The sequence below is a fragment of the Comamonas sp. 23 genome (genome assembly GCF_049601575.1).
Classification (GTDB): domain Bacteria; phylum Pseudomonadota; class Gammaproteobacteria; order Burkholderiales; family Burkholderiaceae_C; genus Comamonas; species Comamonas squillarum.
In genome coordinates, this window is the sequence record NZ_CP187127.1 from 3,572,140 (window position 1) to 3,588,707 (window position 16,568).

Here is a 16,568-nt window from a genome sequence, read left to right on the forward strand (position 1 = left end):
GCTTAGCGGTAACGGATGGTGGGGTTGATCCAGGCATAAAGCAGGTCGACCACCAGATTGATCAGGATGAATTCCAGCGAGAACAGCAGCACCAGGGCCTGGATGATGGGGTAGTCGCGCATCTCGACGGCGTCGACCAGCAAGCGGCCCATGCCAGGCCAGTTGAACACCACCTCGACAACGATGGAGCCGCCCAGCAAAAAGCCGAACTGCAGGCCCATCATGGTCACCACCGGAATCATCGCATTGCGCAGGCCATGCTTGATGACGACCACGGTCTCCTTCAAGCCCTTGGCACGTGCGGTGCGCACATAGTCCTCTTTGAGGATGTCGATGAAGGAGCTGCGGGTAAAGCGCGCCATCACGGCCGCCACGGCTGCGCCCAGGGTCAGCGACGGCAGCACATAGTGCTTCCAGCTGTCCGCACCCACGGTGGGCAGCCAACCGAGCTTGACCGAGAAATACTGCATCAGCAGCATGCCCAGCGCAAACGACGGAAACGAGATGCCCGACACTGCCAGGGTCATGCCCAGCCGGTCAGGCCACTGGTTGCGCCAGACGGCCGAGACAATGCCCAAAAACATGCCCAGCACCACCGACCAGGCCATGGCCATCACGGTGAGCCAGAAGGTCGGGCCAAAGCGCTCGGCAATCTCTTGCGAGACCGGGCGCTTGGTCCGGATGGATTTTCCAAAATCGCCCTGCAACGCATTGCTGAAGAAACGCACGAACTGCTGGTGCAGGGGCAGGTCCAGCCCCAGGTCCTTGCGGACCAGTTCGATCGTCTCCGGGCCGGCTTCGGGGCCAGCAGCCAGGCGCGCGGGGTCACCGGGCAGCATGTGCACGAAACCGAACACCAGCACCGCCACGATGAGCAGTGTCGGTATCAGCCCGAGCAAGCGTTTGAGCAGGTAGCGATACATGGATTACTTCAGGTCCAGGTCAACAAAGTTGAAGTTGCCGTCAGGGATGACGTAGAAGCCAGACAGGTTCTTGGCACGCACAGACACCAGTTGCTCGGTGTTCAGGAAGATCCAGGGCGCATCCTTCCAGATCTTTTGCTGGGCATCGGCGTAGATCTTGCCGCGTGCCGCGGTGTCGGTGGTCACCAGCGCCTTGGCAATGTCGGCATTGACTTCGGCGTTGTTGTAGTAGGCGGTGTTAAAGCCCCGTGGAGGCGCGCTCTCACCGGCCAGCAGCGGACGCATCGCCCAGTCTGCCTCGCCGGTGGACGAGGACCAGCCCACGTAGTACATGCGCACTGCGGCCTTCGCTGGATCCTGCACCGATTCCACTTCAGCGACGCGCTGGCCCGCTTCGAGCGCACGCACCGTCACCTTCACCCCCACCTGCGCGAGTTGCTGCTGGGCAAACTGGATGACCTTCTGGGCGGTGGAGTGGTTGTAGGCCGACCACAGGGTGCTCTCAAAGCCATTGGGGTAGCCCGCCTCCTTCAGCAAGGCCTTGGCCTTGGCAGGATCGTAGGGCCAGGGGCCCAGCTTGGTGGCAAATTCCACGCCCTTGGGCAGCACGCCTTCGGCAGGAATGGCCGAGCCGGCAAACGCCACCTTGGACAGCGCTTCCTTGTTGATCGCGTAGTTCAGCGCCTCACGCACCTTGGGGTTGTCAAACGGCTTTTGCGTCACATTCATCGAGATGTAGCGATGGATGATGGACGGGGCCTTGGTGACTTCCAGGCTTGGCTTCTTTTCCAGATTGGCCACGGCTTCGGGCGGCACCGGGAACGCGAAATGCGCTTCGTTGGTCTGCATCATCGAGGCACGGGTGTTGTTGTCCACCACCGGGCGCCAGGTGATCGAATCGACCTTGGGCAGGCCCTTTTGCCAGTAACCATCAAACTTGGCAACCTTCATGTAGTCGGAAGGCTTCCACTCGACAAACTTGAAGGGGCCGGTGCCCACGGGGTGCTGCACGATGTCCTTGCCATACTGCTTGAGCGCAGCGGGCGAGATGATCACGCCCGAGGGGTGGGCCAGCGAGTTGACGAAAGGCGCAAACGGCTCCTTGAGCGTGAACTTGGCGGTGAGATCGTCCACCGCTTCGATCTTGGCGATGTTCTTGTACAGGTTGTAGCGCTTGAGCTTGTTGTCCGGGTTGATCACGCGCTCGAAGGTCTGCTTGACCGCTTCTGCGTTGAAGGGCGTGCCGTCGTGGAACTTCACGCCGCTGCGCAGCTTGAAGGTGTAGACCAGGCCGTCCTTGCTCACCTCAAAACCGGTGGCCAGCACGGGGACCATCTTCATGTCCTTGTCGAAGCCGTACAGGCCTTCGTAGAAGGACTTGGCCACGGCCTGCGACAAGGTGTCGTTGGCGTCATAGGGGTCGGTGGTCGTGAAGGTGGAAGCCACCGCTACCACCACGTCCTTGGCCGCATGGGCCGAAAACGCAGTACCCGCCAGCAGCATGGCGGCGGCGATCGAAGTCAAACGTCGTTGCATATCAACTCTCCTCTTCAGGTTTTGCATCGGCTGGCCCACCACGGCGGCGACCAGACCCACTACATTCTTGGCGTTACTCGGCTGGGCAATCCTGCGCGGGCTCAAGCCGGCTGCAGATCCTGCACCTGGCCGGCAGGCACCGCGGGCTGCGGCATCTCTTGGGCCACCCAGTGGCCCGGGCCCACCTCGCGCATCGGCAGCACGCGCGGCGGGTCGTCCACCCCGCGCACAGGGCTGGGGATCTCGGCCACATTCAAGGTGTGCTGGCGGCGTTGCGTCGGGTCGGCAATCGGCACGGCCGCCATCAGGCGCTTGGTATAGGGGTGCTGCGGGTTCTCGAACACCGCGCGGCGCGGCCCGATCTCGACGATCTGGCCCAGGTACATGACGGCCACGCGGTGGCTGACGCGCTCGACCACGGCCATATCGTGCGAGATGAACAAAAAGGCAATGCCAAACTCCCGCTGCAGGTCCATCATCAGGTTGATGATCTGCGCGCGGATCGACACATCGAGCGCAGAGACCGCCTCATCGGCAATCACCACCTTGGGGTTCAGGGCCAGCGCGCGGGCAATGGCGATGCGCTGGCGCTGGCCGCCCGAGAATTCATGCGGGTAGCGGTTGGCGGCAACCGGGGGCAGGCCGACCTTCTCCAGCAGCCACTCCACCTTTTTCTCGGCCTGCTCGCGCGGCAGCAGCTTGTGGATCAGCATGGGCTCCAGAATGCTGTAGCCCACGGTCAGGCGCGGATCGAGCGAGGCAAACGGGTCCTGGAAAATGAACTGGATATCGCGGCGCAGCGCCTGCAGCTGCGCGCCTTGCAGCTTGGCAATATCGCGCCCGGCCACCTGCACATCGCCGGACTGGAAATCGATCAAACGGGCCAGCGCGCGGCCCGTGGTGGATTTGCCGCAACCGGACTCTCCCACCACCGCCAAGGTCTCGCCCGGCTGCAGGCTCAGGCTCACCTGCTCGACCGCATAGACCTGGCGCTTGACGCCGCCAAACAGACCTTCCTTGATCGGGAAACGCGTCACGAGCTTGTTGACCTGCAACACCGGCTCACCGGCTTGCACGGTCGATGTCTCGGGCGCAGTGGTCTCGGCCTGCGCGCTCTGGCCCAGCAGACTGAAGCGCTCGGGCAAATCCTTGCCGCGCATGGCGCCCAGCTGCGGCACGGCGGCCAGCAGGTTGCGGGTATAGGTCTGCTGCGGGTTGGCAAACAGCTGCACGCAGTCCTGCTCTTCGACCTTGTCGCCGCGGTACATCACCAGCACGCGGTCGGCCACCTCGGCCACCACGCCCATATCGTGGGTGATGAAGATCACCCCCATGGACATCTCGCGCTGCAGCTCCTGCACCAGCGCCAGAATCTGGGCCTGGATGGTCACATCCAGCGCCGTCGTCGGTTCATCGGCAATCAGCAGCGAGGGCTTGCAGGACAGCGCCATCGCGATCATCACGCGCTGGCGCATGCCGCCAGACAGCTGGTGCGGGTGGCGCGTGAGCACATTGCGGGCCTCGGGAATGCGCACCAGCTCCATCATGCGCAGCGCCTCGGCCATCGCCGCGCTGTTGGACTTGCCCTGGTGCAAGCGAATCGATTCGGCAATCTGCTCGCCCACGGTGAACACCGGGTTGAGCGAGGTCATCGGCTCCTGGAACACCATCGCCATATCGGCCCCGCGCACCTGGCGCATCTGGGCGGAGGTGGCCTTGGCCAGGTCGATCGTGCCGGCATGGCGGCCGCGCAGCAGCATCGAGCCGCTGTCGATCTGGCCCCCGCCGGTCTCCACCAGCCGCATCAGCGCCAGCGACGTGACCGACTTGCCCGAGCCCGACTCGCCCACCACTGCCAGGGTCTGGCCGGCGTAGACATCGAGGTTCAGGTTTTTGACCACCTGCACCCGCCCCTGCTCGGTCTTGAAGCTCACGGACAGATCGCGCACCTGCAAAACGGGCGGCGTCAGGTCATCGTGGACGGGAGTAGAACTGGGGTTGGACATAGGTAGAAGGGGCAGTGCTGGGCTTCGCGAAGAAGGCACAAGCCGTAAAGCAGGACAGGCACCCGGGTTGGGACAAATCCTTGAGAAAAATCCCCGTGTTGGCAAGAACACTGAGGCATAGATATTCACCTGGGTGACAGTGTTTGCAATTGTAGAAAGCCGGGGGGCGGGTTTGGAGGCAAAACGGCCTATGGTTTTCACCTACGCAATTGCCGCAGAGGCGCGCACCATCGTGGTGCGGCGGCTTGCCCGTTGCAGGCAAGCCACCCCGTCATCGCCGGGGTCGGGTCAGGGCCCGTTGGTGGCCCCCTGTCTCAGCGATGCACGATCACGCTGGAGCCAAGGCGTCGTTGGCATAAATGGCCACGAGCGCCTCGCCATCGATGCCGATCTGGCCCCGGTACATGCCTTCGGAGTTGAAGCACAGCGAGACTTCGCCATCGGCGCCCACCGCAATCAGGCCGCCGTCGCCGCCCAGCGGTGGCAGCACGCGGTGGATGACCTCGGCCGTGGCCTGGGCCACCGACTCGCCCAGCAGCTCCACGCGCGCGGCCACCGTGTGGGCGGCCGAGCCCCGGATAAAGGCCTCGCCCACGCCGGTGCAGGACACAGCCACCACGCCATGCTTGGCATAGGTGCCCGCGCCCACCACGGGCGAGTCACCGACGCGCCCCGGCTTTTTGTTGGTCAGGCCACCGGTCGAGGTGGCGGCAGCCAGCTGGCCATGCACATCCAGCACCACCGCACCGACGGTGCCCATCTTCTTGCGCTCATCGAGCGGCGCGGCCTGGGCCTGGGTCTGGCTTTGCGCGGTGTGGTCCAGCGCCACCTGCTCGCGGCCCGACGCCAGCGCTGCGGCCTGCACGGTGCGCAGCTGGGTCAGGCGCTGCTCGGTCGAGAACCAGTCGCGCGCCACCATCTCGCAGCCCTGGGCCTGGGCAAAGCGCTCGGCCGCTTCGCCAATCATGAACACGGGCCCGCCCGCCTCCATCAGCGCCAAGGCGGCGCGCACCGGGTTGCGCACGGTGCTGACCCCGGCGAGCGAGCCGCAGGCCAGGTCGCGCCCGCGCATCACACAGGCATCCATCTCATGCGTGGCATCGGCCGTGAACACGGCGCCGCGCCCGGCGTTGAACAGCGGACATTCTTCGAGCAGGCGCACGGCCTCCACGGCCACTTCTTCGGCAGGCGCACCTGCCGCCAGCTTTTGCTGCGCGCCTTGCAGCACATCGCGCAAGGCCTCCCGGTAGGCCTGCTGCTGCGCGGGGGTGATGGAGGCGCGGGTGATGGTGCCGGCGCCGCCATGGATGGCGATCACGGGGCGAAAGGAGGAGATAGAGGTGGTCATAGTGCTTGGGCCGCTCGCGCCGTTGCGCGGCCAGCCGGTTCCAGGTGGTTCAATCAGGAAGAGAGCAGCGGCAGCAGCGTGGCGATAAAGGCCTCGGGCTGCTCATACTGCACCCAATGGCCGCTGTCGGGCAGCCGCACAAAGGCCTGCAGATGGGGCGTAACCGCGCGGTATTGGTGCTCCAGCGCGGGCATATAGCTTTTGTACAGGGCGTCATAGGCGCCATAGATCGCAGCGACCGGGCAGGCGATCTGCGGCAGCGACTGCGCCAGGATATCGGTGTTGGCCAGGCGCCGGCGCGGCAGGCGGTCCCGAACGACATTGTGCTGGTGCACGGCCAGGGCCTGGTCGTCTATCTTGGCGGCATCCCAGAGCATCAACGCGCCCAGGTTGTAGCGGTGCATCTCCTGCTGCTCGGCAGGGTCGCTCAGATGGCGCCAGCCCTTCAAGCTGAACTGCTTCTCCGGCACCACGCCCATGGCAGGGGCCCCCACCAGCACCAGGCGCTCGACCGCCTGCGGGTAGGCGGCGGTCAGCATGGCCGCCGTCATACCGCCAAAGGAGAAACCCATCAGCTGGCAAGGCAGCAGATCCAGCTGCGCCATGCCGGCATGCAAGGGCGCGAGCATGGCATCGGCGTCGGTACCCACCGCTGGCGGGTCGGAGTCGCCAAAGCCCGGCAGATCGGGCAGCCAGAGTTCATAGCCTTGGGCGAGCAGCGCATCGATATTGCGGATCCAGTGGGTCCAGCTGCCGCTGCCGCCATGGAGCATCACCAAGGGCAGCGTGCCAGGTCGGCGCTCGCCCCAGCTATGCCAGACCACAGTCTGGCCTTCAAAAACAGTGGTCCGCCGTGTCGCCTGGGCCAACAGCGTCTCGTAGAGCGCCGGCAGCGGCAGCAAGCCCGCAGCGCTGGTGTCCAGAACATCCGACATCGCAACGCTCACGCGGTCTGTCCGAGCAGTACCTGGGCCACCGCATCGATCGCAATGCTGTAGCCCTGCACCCCCAGGCCGCAGATGACCGCCTTGGCCACCGGCGCAATATAGGAACGGTGGCGGAAGGCCTCGCGGGCATGGACGTTGCTGATATGCAGCTCGATCACCGGCAGCGCCGCGCCCTTGATCGCATCCATCAAGGCCACGCTGGTGTGGGTGTAGGCCGCGGCATTGAGCACCACGCCGGCCAGTTGGCCCTCGCGCTGCAGCTGGCCCGCCTCGTGCAGCCAGTCGATCAGCGCGCCTTCATGGTTGCTCTGGTGAAAACGCAGCGCCAGCTGGTTGCGGGCGGCCGCCTGGGCACACAGCTGCTCGACATCGGCCAAGGTGTGGGCACCATAGATGGTGGGCTCGCGCAGGCCCAGCAGGTTCAGGTTCGGGCCGTTCAGTACAAAAACAGTTTTCATCTCAGCTTCCACAACGGACAACAGCTGTGGATTATCCGAGCATTCGGCGCCCCAGCGCACAGCCCAAGCGACAGCTGGGCGGTTGGGCCCCCCCGGCAAGCACCCATAAAAAAGCCCTGGCGGGCCAGGGCATCGGTTGCGCAAGCTGCCATGCAGCTCAATAGCGGTAGTAATCGCGGTCGTGGCGATGGTGGCGGTAGTAGCGGCCGGGAGGTGGGCCGTAGTACACGGGCGCTGGGCGGTACACGGGTGCGGGGCGGTAGACCACGGCAGGGGGTGGCGGCGCCACATAGACCGGCTGGGGTGCATACACAGGGGTAGGCGCCACATAGACGGGCTGGGGTGCGTACACCGGCGCGGGGGCCACGTACACCGGTGCGGGCACGTTGATACCCACCGACCAGGACACCCGGCTGGCATGGGCGCCAGCGCTCATCAGCGCCAAGCCAGTCAGCACCGCAGCGGCGGCCCAGCGAGAGCCTTGTTTCAGCATCGAATTGCGCATATTGATCTCCTTGCGAGAATCCCTGAAAAATGTCATTGAACTTTCAACGCGGCAAGCAGGCAGAAAGATACCAAAGGCTCTGCAAATTATGGTTTCAAGACAAGATATCCTGTTGCAAAGCGTAAATGGCATGCCCAAGTTCGGGTCAGAGCCCCAGAAACCGCAATACGTTCCAGCCATCAGGGTACTCCCTTAGAATACACAACTATGAATGCACCTGCCCCGAGCGCTTCGCACAACGGTAGTGACGAAGTGGTCAAACCCACCAATTTCCTGCGACAAATCATCGAGTCCGATCTCGAAAAAGGCAGCTACGCCCAGCGCCACTGGGGTGGTACGCCTGGCGATGCCCAGCACCACCAGCAGGGCCCCATCGACCAGGCCAAGATCCGCACCCGCTTTCCGCCTGAGCCCAACGGCTACCTGCACGTGGGCCACGCCAAGTCGATCTGCCTGAACTTTGGTCTCGCACGCGACTTTGGCGGCGTCTGCCACCTGCGCTTTGACGACACCAACCCGGAAAAGGAAGACCAGGAGTATGTGGACGGCATCATCGATGCCGTGCGCTGGCTGGGCTTTGACTGGAAGGACCCGAGCGGCGAGCAAAACCTCTACTACGCCAGCAACTACTTCGACTTCATGTACCGTTGCGCGGTCTACCTGATCGAGCAAGGCCTGGCCTATGTCGACGAGCAGTCGGCCGACGAGATGCGCGCCAACCGGGGCGACTTCACGCGCCCGGGCGTCAACAGCCCGTTCCGCGACCGCAGCGTGGCCGAGAACCTCGAGCGCTTTGCCGACATGAAGGATGGCAAGCTGCCCGATGGCGCGGCCGTGCTGCGCGCCAAGATCGACATGACGGCGCCCAATATCAACCTGCGCGATCCTGCGATCTACCGGGTGCGCCATGCCGAGCACCACAATACCGGCAACCAATGGTGCATCTACCCGATGTACACCTTTGCGCACCCGATCGAGGACGCCTACGAGCACATCACCCACTCGATCTGCACCTTGGAGTTCGAGGACCAGCGCCCCTTCTACGACTGGTTGCTGGACCACCTGCGCAGCGGCGGCCTGATCGATGCGCCCCAGCCGCGCCAGTACGAATTCTCGCGCCTGAACCTGACCTATGTGATCACCAGCAAGCGCAAGCTCAAGCACCTGGTGGACAACCAATTGGTCAGCGGCTGGGACGACCCACGCATGCCCACCGTCGTCGGCCTGCGCCGCCGTGGCTACACGCCCGCGTCCATCCGCAATTTCTGCGAGCGCATTGGTGTCACCAAGGACTACGCCTGGATCGACTACGCCACCTTGGACGGCTGCCTGCGCGAAGACCTGGAGAACCAGGCCCACCGTGCGATGGTGGTGCTGGACCCGGTCAAGCTGGAGCTGAGCAACTGGGCCGAGGTGTTTGGCAGTGCCGAGCACCTCGAAGCCTGCAGCCTGCCCGCCCTGCCCCACCCGGCAGAAGGCCAGGCCGCGCCTGAGCGCCACTTCAGCCTGGGCCGCGAGGTCTGGATCGAGCGCGAAGATTTTGCCGAAGTGCCCCCCAAGGGCTACAAGCGCCTCTTCCCCGGCAACAAGGTGCGCCTCAAGGGCGGCTATGTGATCGAGTGCACCGGCTGCGAGAAGGATGCCGATGGCGTGATCACCAAGGTGCTGGCCACCGTGGTGCCCGACACCAAGAGCGGCACCCCTGGTGCGGACAGCGTCAAGGTCAAGGCCGCCATCACCTGGGTGGGCGTGGCCGATGGCGTGCAAGCCGAAGTGCGCCTCTATGACCGCCTGTTCACCGATCCGCAGCCCGATGCCGGCGGCAAGGACTTCCTGGCCCTGCTCAACCCGGATAGCCTCAAGGTCGTGACCGCCTATGTCGAGCCCTCGCTCAAGGCTGCGCAGCCCGATGACAAGTTCCAGTTCGAGCGCTTTGGCTACTTTGTGGCCGACCGCCATGACCACCGCAGCGACAAGCCGGTGTTCAACAAGATCACCGGTTTGAAGGATTCCTGGGGCAAGTAAGCGCCAGGCCTGATCCGCTGAACCCCAACTCGCCCCAGCAAGCTGCGGCGGGTTTTTTCATGGGTGTTCAGGCCGGATCAGCTGTCTATCGCGTCTGCAGACCCCGCCTGCTTGCGCAGCTCGAACTTCTGGATCTTGCCGGTGCTGGTCTTGGGCAGCTCGCCAAACACCACCGCACGCGGGATCTTGAAGCCGGCCAAATGCTTTTTGCAGTGGGCAACGATGTCCTCGGCGCTCACCTGGGCGCCAGGCTTGAGCTCGACAAAGGCGCAAGGCGTCTCGCCCCAGCGCGCATCGGGCTTGGCCACGACGGCCGCAGCCAGCACGGCGGGGTGGCGGTAGAGGACATCCTCGACCTCGATCGACGAGATGTTCTCGCCGCCCGAGATGATGATGTCCTTGCTGCGGTCCTTGATCTTGATATAGCCATCGGGGTCCTGCACCGCCAGGTCACCGGTGTGGAACCAGCCACCGCGAAACGCCTCCTGCGTGGCTTCGGGGTTTTTCAGGTAACCCTTCATCGCGATATTGCCGCGCAGCATGATCTCGCCCATGGTCTGGCCATCCTGCGGCACCGGCGCCAGCGTCTCCGGGTCGCGCACCTGGGCATCGCGCTGCAGGTGGTAGCGCAGGCCCTGGCGGGCGTTGAGACGGGCACGCTCACCCACATCCATGCCCTGCCAGTCGGGCTGCTGGGCGCAGACCATCACCGGGCCATAGACCTCCGTCAGCCCATAGACATGGGTCAGGTCAAAGCCCAGCTGCTCCATGCCCTCGATCATGGCCGCAGGCGGCGCAGCACCGGCCACCATGCATTTGACGCCAGCGGGCACGCCTTCCTTCAAGGCCGCCGGCGCATTGACCAGCAGGCTGTGCACAATCGGCGCGCCGCAGTAATGGCTCACGCCATGGTGCTTGATCGCCGCAAAAATGGCCTGTACATCGACCCGGCGCAGGCAGACATTGACGCCGGCGCGCAGCGCCACCGTCCAGGGAAAGCACCAGCCATTGCAGTGGAACATCGGCAGGGTCCACAGGTAGACCGCAAACTTGGGCATGTCCCATTCCAGCACATTGCTGATGGCATTCACCGCCGCGCCCCGGTGGTGGTAGACAACGCCCTTGGGGTTGCCCGTGGTGCCGCTGGTGTAGTTGAGCGCAATCGCGTCCCACTCATCGCCGGGCAGCTGCCAGTCAAAACCGGCATCGCCCTGGGCCAGCAAGGCCTCGTAGCTGAGGTTCCCCAGCCGCTCGCTGGCCTCGCCGTAGAGCGCATCCTCCACATCCACCAGCAGGATGGGCGCCTGCGATTGGCGCAGCGCCAAGGCCTTGGCCACGACGCTGGCGTATTCCGGGTCCACGATCAGCGCCTTGGCCTCGCCATGCTCGAGCATGAAGGCAATCGTCTGCGGATCGAGCCGGGTGTTGAGGGTGTTGAGCACGGCCCCTGCCATCGGCACGCCAAAATGCGCCTCCACCATCGGCGGCGTGTTGGGCAGCATCACCGCCACCGTGTCGTTCTTGCCAATGCCATGCTGCTGCAAGGCGCTGGCCAGCTGGCGGCAGCGCGCATAGGTCTGCGCCCACGTCTGGCGCAGCTCGCCATGGATGATGGCGAGGCGCTCGGGGTAGACCTCGGCGCTGCGGGCGATAAAGCCCAGCGGGGTCATGGGGGTGTAGTTGGCCCCGTTTTGCTCGAGCCCGGTGTCAAAAATGCTGTTCATCAGTGCGTGTCTCCTCGGCAAACACTGTGCCACAAGCGGCTGACACGAACATTGCACGCTGTCACGTGACCGATAGCCGGGATTTGCCATTGACCCGGGGGCAGATTGGGGTGGCGCTGCGGCGGCGCAGCCCGGCATGCGCGACAATAGCCGGGTGTCCATCCCCCAGTCATTTATCCAGGAGCTGCTCTCCCGCGTCGACGTTGTCGATGTGGTCGGCCGCTATGTGCAGCTGAAAAAAGGCGGCGCCAACCTCATGGGGCTGTGCCCCTTCCATGGCGAGAAATCGCCCTCCTTCAGCGTCAGCCCCTCCAAGCAGTTCTACCACTGCTTTGGCTGCGGCAAAAACGGCAATGCCATCGGTTTTCTGATGGATCACACCGGCATGGGCTTTCGCGAAGCGGTGACCGACCTGGCCCAGAGCGTGGGCCTGCCGGTGCCCGAGGACGATGTCTCGCCTCAGCAGCGCGAGCGCGCGGCGCAGGCGCGCGAAAAGCAGGCCTCGCTCACCGACCTGCTCGAAAAAGCGGGTGACGCCTACCGCAAGCAGCTGTCGCAGTCGCCCAAGGCTATTGCCTACCTTAAAGGCCGGGGCGTCAGCGGCGTCACCGCCAAGCGCTTTGGCCTGGGCTATGCGCCCGAGGGCTGGCGCAGCCTGGCGAGTATCTTCCCCGCCTATGACGATCCCAAGCTGGTCGAAGCGGGCCTGGTGATTGAATCGGACGACGGCGAAGGCAAGCGCTACGACCGCTTTCGCGACCGGGTGATGTTCCCCATCCGCAATATCAAGGGCGAATGCATCGGCTTTGGCGGCCGTGTGTTTGGCGATGAAAAGCCCAAATACCTGAACTCGCCCGAAACCCCGGTCTTCCACAAGGGCCGCGAGCTCTATGGCCTGTTTGAGGCCCGCACCGCCATCCGCGAGCATGGCTATGTGCTGGTGACCGAGGGCTATATGGATGTCGTGGCGTTGGCCCAACTCGGCTTTCCGAATGCGGTGGCCACCCTGGGCACCGCCTGCACGCCCGACCATGTGCACAAGCTGTTCCGCTTTACCGACACCGTCGTCTTCAGCTTTGACGGCGATGCCGCCGGCCGCCGCGCGGCCCGCAAGGCGCTCGATGGCGCGCTGGCCTATGCCAGCGACACCCGTAGCATCAAGTTTCTCTTCTTGCCCGCCGAGCACGACCCGGACAGCTTTGTGCGCGAATATGGCGCCGACGCCTTTGCCCGCCATGTGCATGACGCCACGCCGCTGTCGCGCTTCTTGCTCGAAGCGGCCAGCGAGCTGTGCGACCTGGGCCAGGCCGAAGGCCGGGCCCGCATGTCCAGCAACGCCCGCCCGCTGTGGAACCTGCTGCCCGATGGCGCCCTCAAGCGCCAGTTGCTCGGTGAGATCGCCGACAAGGCCCAGTTGCCCGCCGCCGAGCTGGAAGGCCTGTGGCAAAAGGCCACTGCGCAAGAGCAGGCGCGCCAAAGCGGCGCTGGCCAGGCTGCGGCCAGCAGCGGCCCGCGCCACGCGCCCTCCTGGGATGCCCCGCCGGTGGGCGCTGACAGCATGCCCGCCTATGGCGATGCGCCGCCCTGGGGCAGCGACACGGCCATGGACCGCTACCCCGGCCAGCGCAACGACAGCTTTGGCGAGCCGCGCGGCGCCCATGGCAGCGGCAACGGCTACACCAAGCGAAGTGGCGAGTGGCGCCCCGGCCAGGGGGGCCGCAAAGGCGGCTGGCAGCCCCGCCCCGAGCCGCAACCGCCAATGCCCAGCGTAGCGGTGACCCGCGAAGACCAGGCCGCGCGCCTGCTGCTGTCGCACATGGCATTTTTGGAGAATTTCTCGCCCGAAGACGCCGCCACCCTTGCCCAGCTGCCCGCCCCCCATGGGCCGCTGTTCGCCTGGGTCGAGCAGCAGTTCCTCAGCCACGGCGCCCAGTCCTGGGCCGTGCTGCGCGAGCACCTGCGAGGCCATGCGGTCGAGGCCTTTGCCACCGCGCTGATGCGGGGCCAGCATGCCCAGATTGATGGCCCGCTCGATGAGATCCGCGCCGAGCTGCGCGACTCCCTCAGCCGCATCGTGCTCGACCAGCTCGAGGAGCAAAACCGCCAGCTGGTTACCCAGGCCTCCGATCCGCAGGCGCTGCGCCGCTACCAGAGCAATTTCCACCGCATCGGCCTGCTCAAGCGCCAGGTCAATAAATAGGCGCGGCTCCAAATTGCCAGGGGGCATATAAAAATATTTGCCCCGATTGCCGTACAGGCCCTTGACATTGGCCAAAAAGGTATAATATTTGACACATCGGCAAGAGCGACAGCAGCACCTCCGGACCGGGCCCGTATGAAGAATCATGCGATTTGCCACCAGCGCAAGTGCCCAAAATACCGCAAGGACTGCATTCCAAATGTTCGCCCCCACATCTTGCCTTGAGGCTTAGCGCCTCGTGCAGCCGCGTTATTCGCCACATTTTGTTGCGTTTTACCGCTGCAGTTTCAATGCGCCGGTGATGGCGCTTGCCAGTTTTCTTTGTGTGTTCTCTTTGCTCTGAGGGTGTCCATGCCAGCTACAAAGTCCGCGAAGTCGTCCGTCAAGTCGTCCACTACCACCAGCGCGGCCAAAAGTGCCAAAGCTACAGCAGCCAGCCCTGCCGCCCAACCGGCGGCCAAACGCGCGACTGCTGCAGCAGGCAAAACCGTAAAAGCCAGTGCTGCGCCCACCCCAGCCAAGGCAGCGACGAAGAAGGTTAGCTCCGTGTCCGAAAAACAACGCCTGTCCCAGGCCGAACTGCTCAAGGCAGCCGATGCCCTGCTCAATGCAGGCGCCCCCAAAAAGCGTGCCGCCAAGAAAAGCGAAGCCGCCGAAGAAGATACCCCGGTGAAGGCCAAGGCCGCCACCAAGACTGCGACCAAGGCCAAGACCGCCAAGGCCGAAGACGACAAGCCCAAGGCGCCGCGCAAGACCGCCGCCAAGACCACCAAGGCCAAAGCCAAGGACAAGGGCGATGAAGATATCGACGATACCGATTTCTCGGACATCGAAGAGGACATCGCGGGCGACAGCGAAGAGGTCGTAGAGGTCTCCGCATCGCCAGACGCGCCGACCGAAAAGGTCAAGCCGCTGCGCATGAAGGTCTCCAAGGCCAAGGAACGCGCCTTGATGAAGGAGTTCGGCCTCGACGAAGCCGTGCTGACCGAAGAGGAAATGTCCACCCGCCGCCAGCGCCTCAAAGCGCTGATCAAGCTGGGCAAGACGCGCGGCTACCTGACCAACGCCGAAATCTCCGACCACTTGCCCGACAAGCTGGTCGATGCCGAGACGCTGGAAGTGGTGATCTCCATGTTGAACGACATGGGCGTGGCCGTCTACGAACAGACGCCCGACGCAGAGACCCTGCTGCTGAACAACACCGGTCAATCGGCCACCACCGAAGAAGAAGCCGAAGAAGAAGCCGAAGCGGCTTTGTCGACGGTCGATTCCGAATTCGGCCGCACGACCGACCCGGTTCGCATGTACATGCGTGAAATGGGCACGGTCGAGCTGTTGACGCGCGAAGGCGAAATTGAAATCGCCAAGCGCATCGAAGGCGGCCTGCAGGACATGATGCTGGCCATCAGCGCATCGCCCGCGACCATTGCCGAGATTCTGGCAATGGGCGAAGAGATCCGCGAAGGCAAGGTGGTCATCTCCACCGTGGTGGACGGCTTCTCCGACGCCGACGAAAACGACGACTACGTGGCCGAAGAAGACTTCGACGAATACGACGAAGAGGACGACGACGACGGCAAGGGCGGCTCCAAGGCGCTGACCAAGAAGCTCGAAGAGCTCAAGAACGAGGCGCTGTCGCGCTTTGCCAAGCTGCAGTCGCTGTTCGAGCAACTGCACGCGGCCTATGACAAGAGCGGCTACGGCTCGTCCCAGTACACCAAGGTGCAGGACCAGCTGTCGGCCGAGCTGATGACCATCCGCTTTACCGCCAAGACCATTGAAAAGCTCTGCGACATGCTGCGCGAGCAGGTCGACAGCGTGCGCCAGAAAGAGCGTGCCCTGCGCAAGATCATTGTCGAGAAGTGCGGTCTGCCCCAGGAGAAGTTCATCCAGCTGTTCCCTGCCAACCTGCTCAACCTGCAATGGATCGAGAAGGAAGCGCAAGCGGGCAACAGCTGGAGCGCCATCATGGGCCGCAATATCCCGCCGGTGCAAGAGCTGCAGCAGAACCTGATCGATCTGCAAGCCCGCGTCGTTGTGCCGCTCGATGAGCTCAAGCTCATCAACAAGCGCATGAACGACGGCGAGCGCGCATCGCGCAATGCCAAGAAGGAAATGATCGAGGCGAACTTGCGCCTGGTGATCTCGATTGCCAAGAAGTACACCAACCGGGGTCTGCAGTTCCTGGATCTGATCCAGGAAGGCAACATCGGCTTGATGAAGGCCGTGGACAAGTTTGAATACCGCCGCGGCTACAAGTTCTCGACCTATGCGACCTGGTGGATTCGCCAGGCGATCACGCGCTCGATTGCGGACCAGGCCCGTACCATCCGTATTCCGGTGCACATGATCGAGACGATCAACAAGATGAACCGCATCAGCCGCCAGCACTTGCAGGAGTTCGGCTTTGAGCCCGATGCCTCCATCCTGGCCGAGAAGATGGAGATCCCGGAAGACAAGATCCGCAAGATCATGAAGATCGCCAAAGAGCCGATCTCGATGGAAACGCCGATCGGTGATGATGACGACAGCCACCTGGGTGACTTCATCGAAGACAGCGCCAACACGGCGCCGGTCGATGCAGCGATGCAGGCCGGTCTGCGCGATGTGGTCAAGGACATCCTCGATGGCCTGACCCCGCGCGAAGCCAAGGTGCTGCGCATGCGCTTCGGTATCGAGATGTCCACCGACCACACCTTGGAAGAAGTGGGCAAGCAATTTGACGTGACGCGTGAGCGCATCCGCCAGATCGAAGCCAAGGCGCTGCGCAAGCTCAAGCACCCCAGCCGCTCGGACAAGCTGCGCAGCTTCATCTAAGCGCTTGCCCAGCCCTGCAAGACCTGCGGATCGCAAGATCCGGATCTTCCCACCCAACCCCGCCTCGGCGGGGTTTGTT

Annotated in this window: 11 protein-coding genes; 3 read left to right on the forward strand and 8 right to left on the reverse strand. The window is 63.9% G+C overall.

What is annotated here, in order from left to right; all coding sequences use genetic code 11:
- Positions 1–2: 2 nt before the first annotated feature.
- The 7 genes from gsiC to ACPEE1_RS16265 form a co-directional block, all read right to left on the reverse strand.
- Positions 3–923 (reverse strand): glutathione ABC transporter permease GsiC, encoded by a 921-nt coding sequence (gene gsiC, locus ACPEE1_RS16235; protein WP_116925015.1) that lies wholly within the window; start codon positions 921–923, stop codon positions 3–5.
- A gap of 3 nt (positions 924–926) precedes the next feature.
- A complete protein-coding gene (gsiB, locus tag ACPEE1_RS16240; RefSeq protein ID WP_182345314.1) occupies positions 927–2,459 on the reverse strand; it encodes a glutathione ABC transporter substrate-binding protein GsiB in 1,533 nt (510 codons plus the stop codon).
- A 101-nt stretch (positions 2,460–2,560) separates the two neighbouring features.
- Complete coding sequence (locus ACPEE1_RS16245; RefSeq protein ID WP_182345313.1) at positions 2,561–4,465, reverse strand: dipeptide ABC transporter ATP-binding protein; 1,905 nt, start codon at positions 4,463–4,465, stop codon at positions 2,561–2,563.
- Positions 4,466–4,793: 328 nt separating this feature from the next.
- Positions 4,794–5,813: an isoaspartyl peptidase/L-asparaginase family protein gene (locus ACPEE1_RS16250; RefSeq protein WP_182345312.1), complete on the reverse strand. Its 1,020-nt coding sequence runs from the start codon at positions 5,811–5,813 to the stop codon at positions 4,794–4,796.
- A gap of 53 nt (positions 5,814–5,866) precedes the next feature.
- Positions 5,867–6,748 (reverse strand): alpha/beta fold hydrolase, encoded by an 882-nt coding sequence (locus ACPEE1_RS16255; protein WP_423933900.1) that lies wholly within the window; start codon positions 6,746–6,748, stop codon positions 5,867–5,869.
- Positions 6,749–6,756: 8 nt separating this feature from the next.
- Complete coding sequence (gene aroQ, locus ACPEE1_RS16260; RefSeq protein ID WP_423933902.1) at positions 6,757–7,218, reverse strand: type II 3-dehydroquinate dehydratase; 462 nt, start codon at positions 7,216–7,218, stop codon at positions 6,757–6,759.
- 157 nt (positions 7,219–7,375) lie between these two features.
- Positions 7,376–7,723, reverse strand: coding sequence for a hypothetical protein (locus tag ACPEE1_RS16265; RefSeq protein ID WP_423933905.1), 348 nt, complete (start codon positions 7,721–7,723; stop codon positions 7,376–7,378).
- Between the two features lie 207 nt (positions 7,724–7,930).
- On the opposite strand from ACPEE1_RS16265, the gene ACPEE1_RS16270 reads away from it, so the two are divergent.
- A complete protein-coding gene (locus tag ACPEE1_RS16270; protein WP_260719178.1) occupies positions 7,931–9,748 on the forward strand; it encodes a glutamine--tRNA ligase/YqeY domain fusion protein in 1,818 nt (605 codons plus the stop codon).
- Positions 9,749–9,825: 77 nt separating this feature from the next.
- Here the strand turns inward: ACPEE1_RS16270 and ACPEE1_RS16275 are convergent, their stop codons facing one another.
- Positions 9,826–11,472 (reverse strand): acyl-CoA synthetase, encoded by a 1,647-nt coding sequence (locus tag ACPEE1_RS16275; protein WP_423933908.1) that lies wholly within the window; start codon positions 11,470–11,472, stop codon positions 9,826–9,828.
- A 136-nt stretch (positions 11,473–11,608) separates the two neighbouring features.
- On the opposite strand from ACPEE1_RS16275, the gene dnaG reads away from it, so the two are divergent.
- Both dnaG and rpoD read left to right on the forward strand, forming a co-directional pair.
- Positions 11,609–13,672 (forward strand): DNA primase, encoded by a 2,064-nt coding sequence (gene dnaG / locus ACPEE1_RS16280; protein WP_232539571.1) that lies wholly within the window; start codon positions 11,609–11,611, stop codon positions 13,670–13,672.
- A gap of 351 nt (positions 13,673–14,023) precedes the next feature.
- Complete coding sequence (rpoD, locus tag ACPEE1_RS16285; RefSeq protein ID WP_116925006.1) at positions 14,024–16,489, forward strand: RNA polymerase sigma factor RpoD; 2,466 nt, start codon at positions 14,024–14,026, stop codon at positions 16,487–16,489.
- The last annotated feature ends 79 nt before the right edge of the window (positions 16,490–16,568 follow it).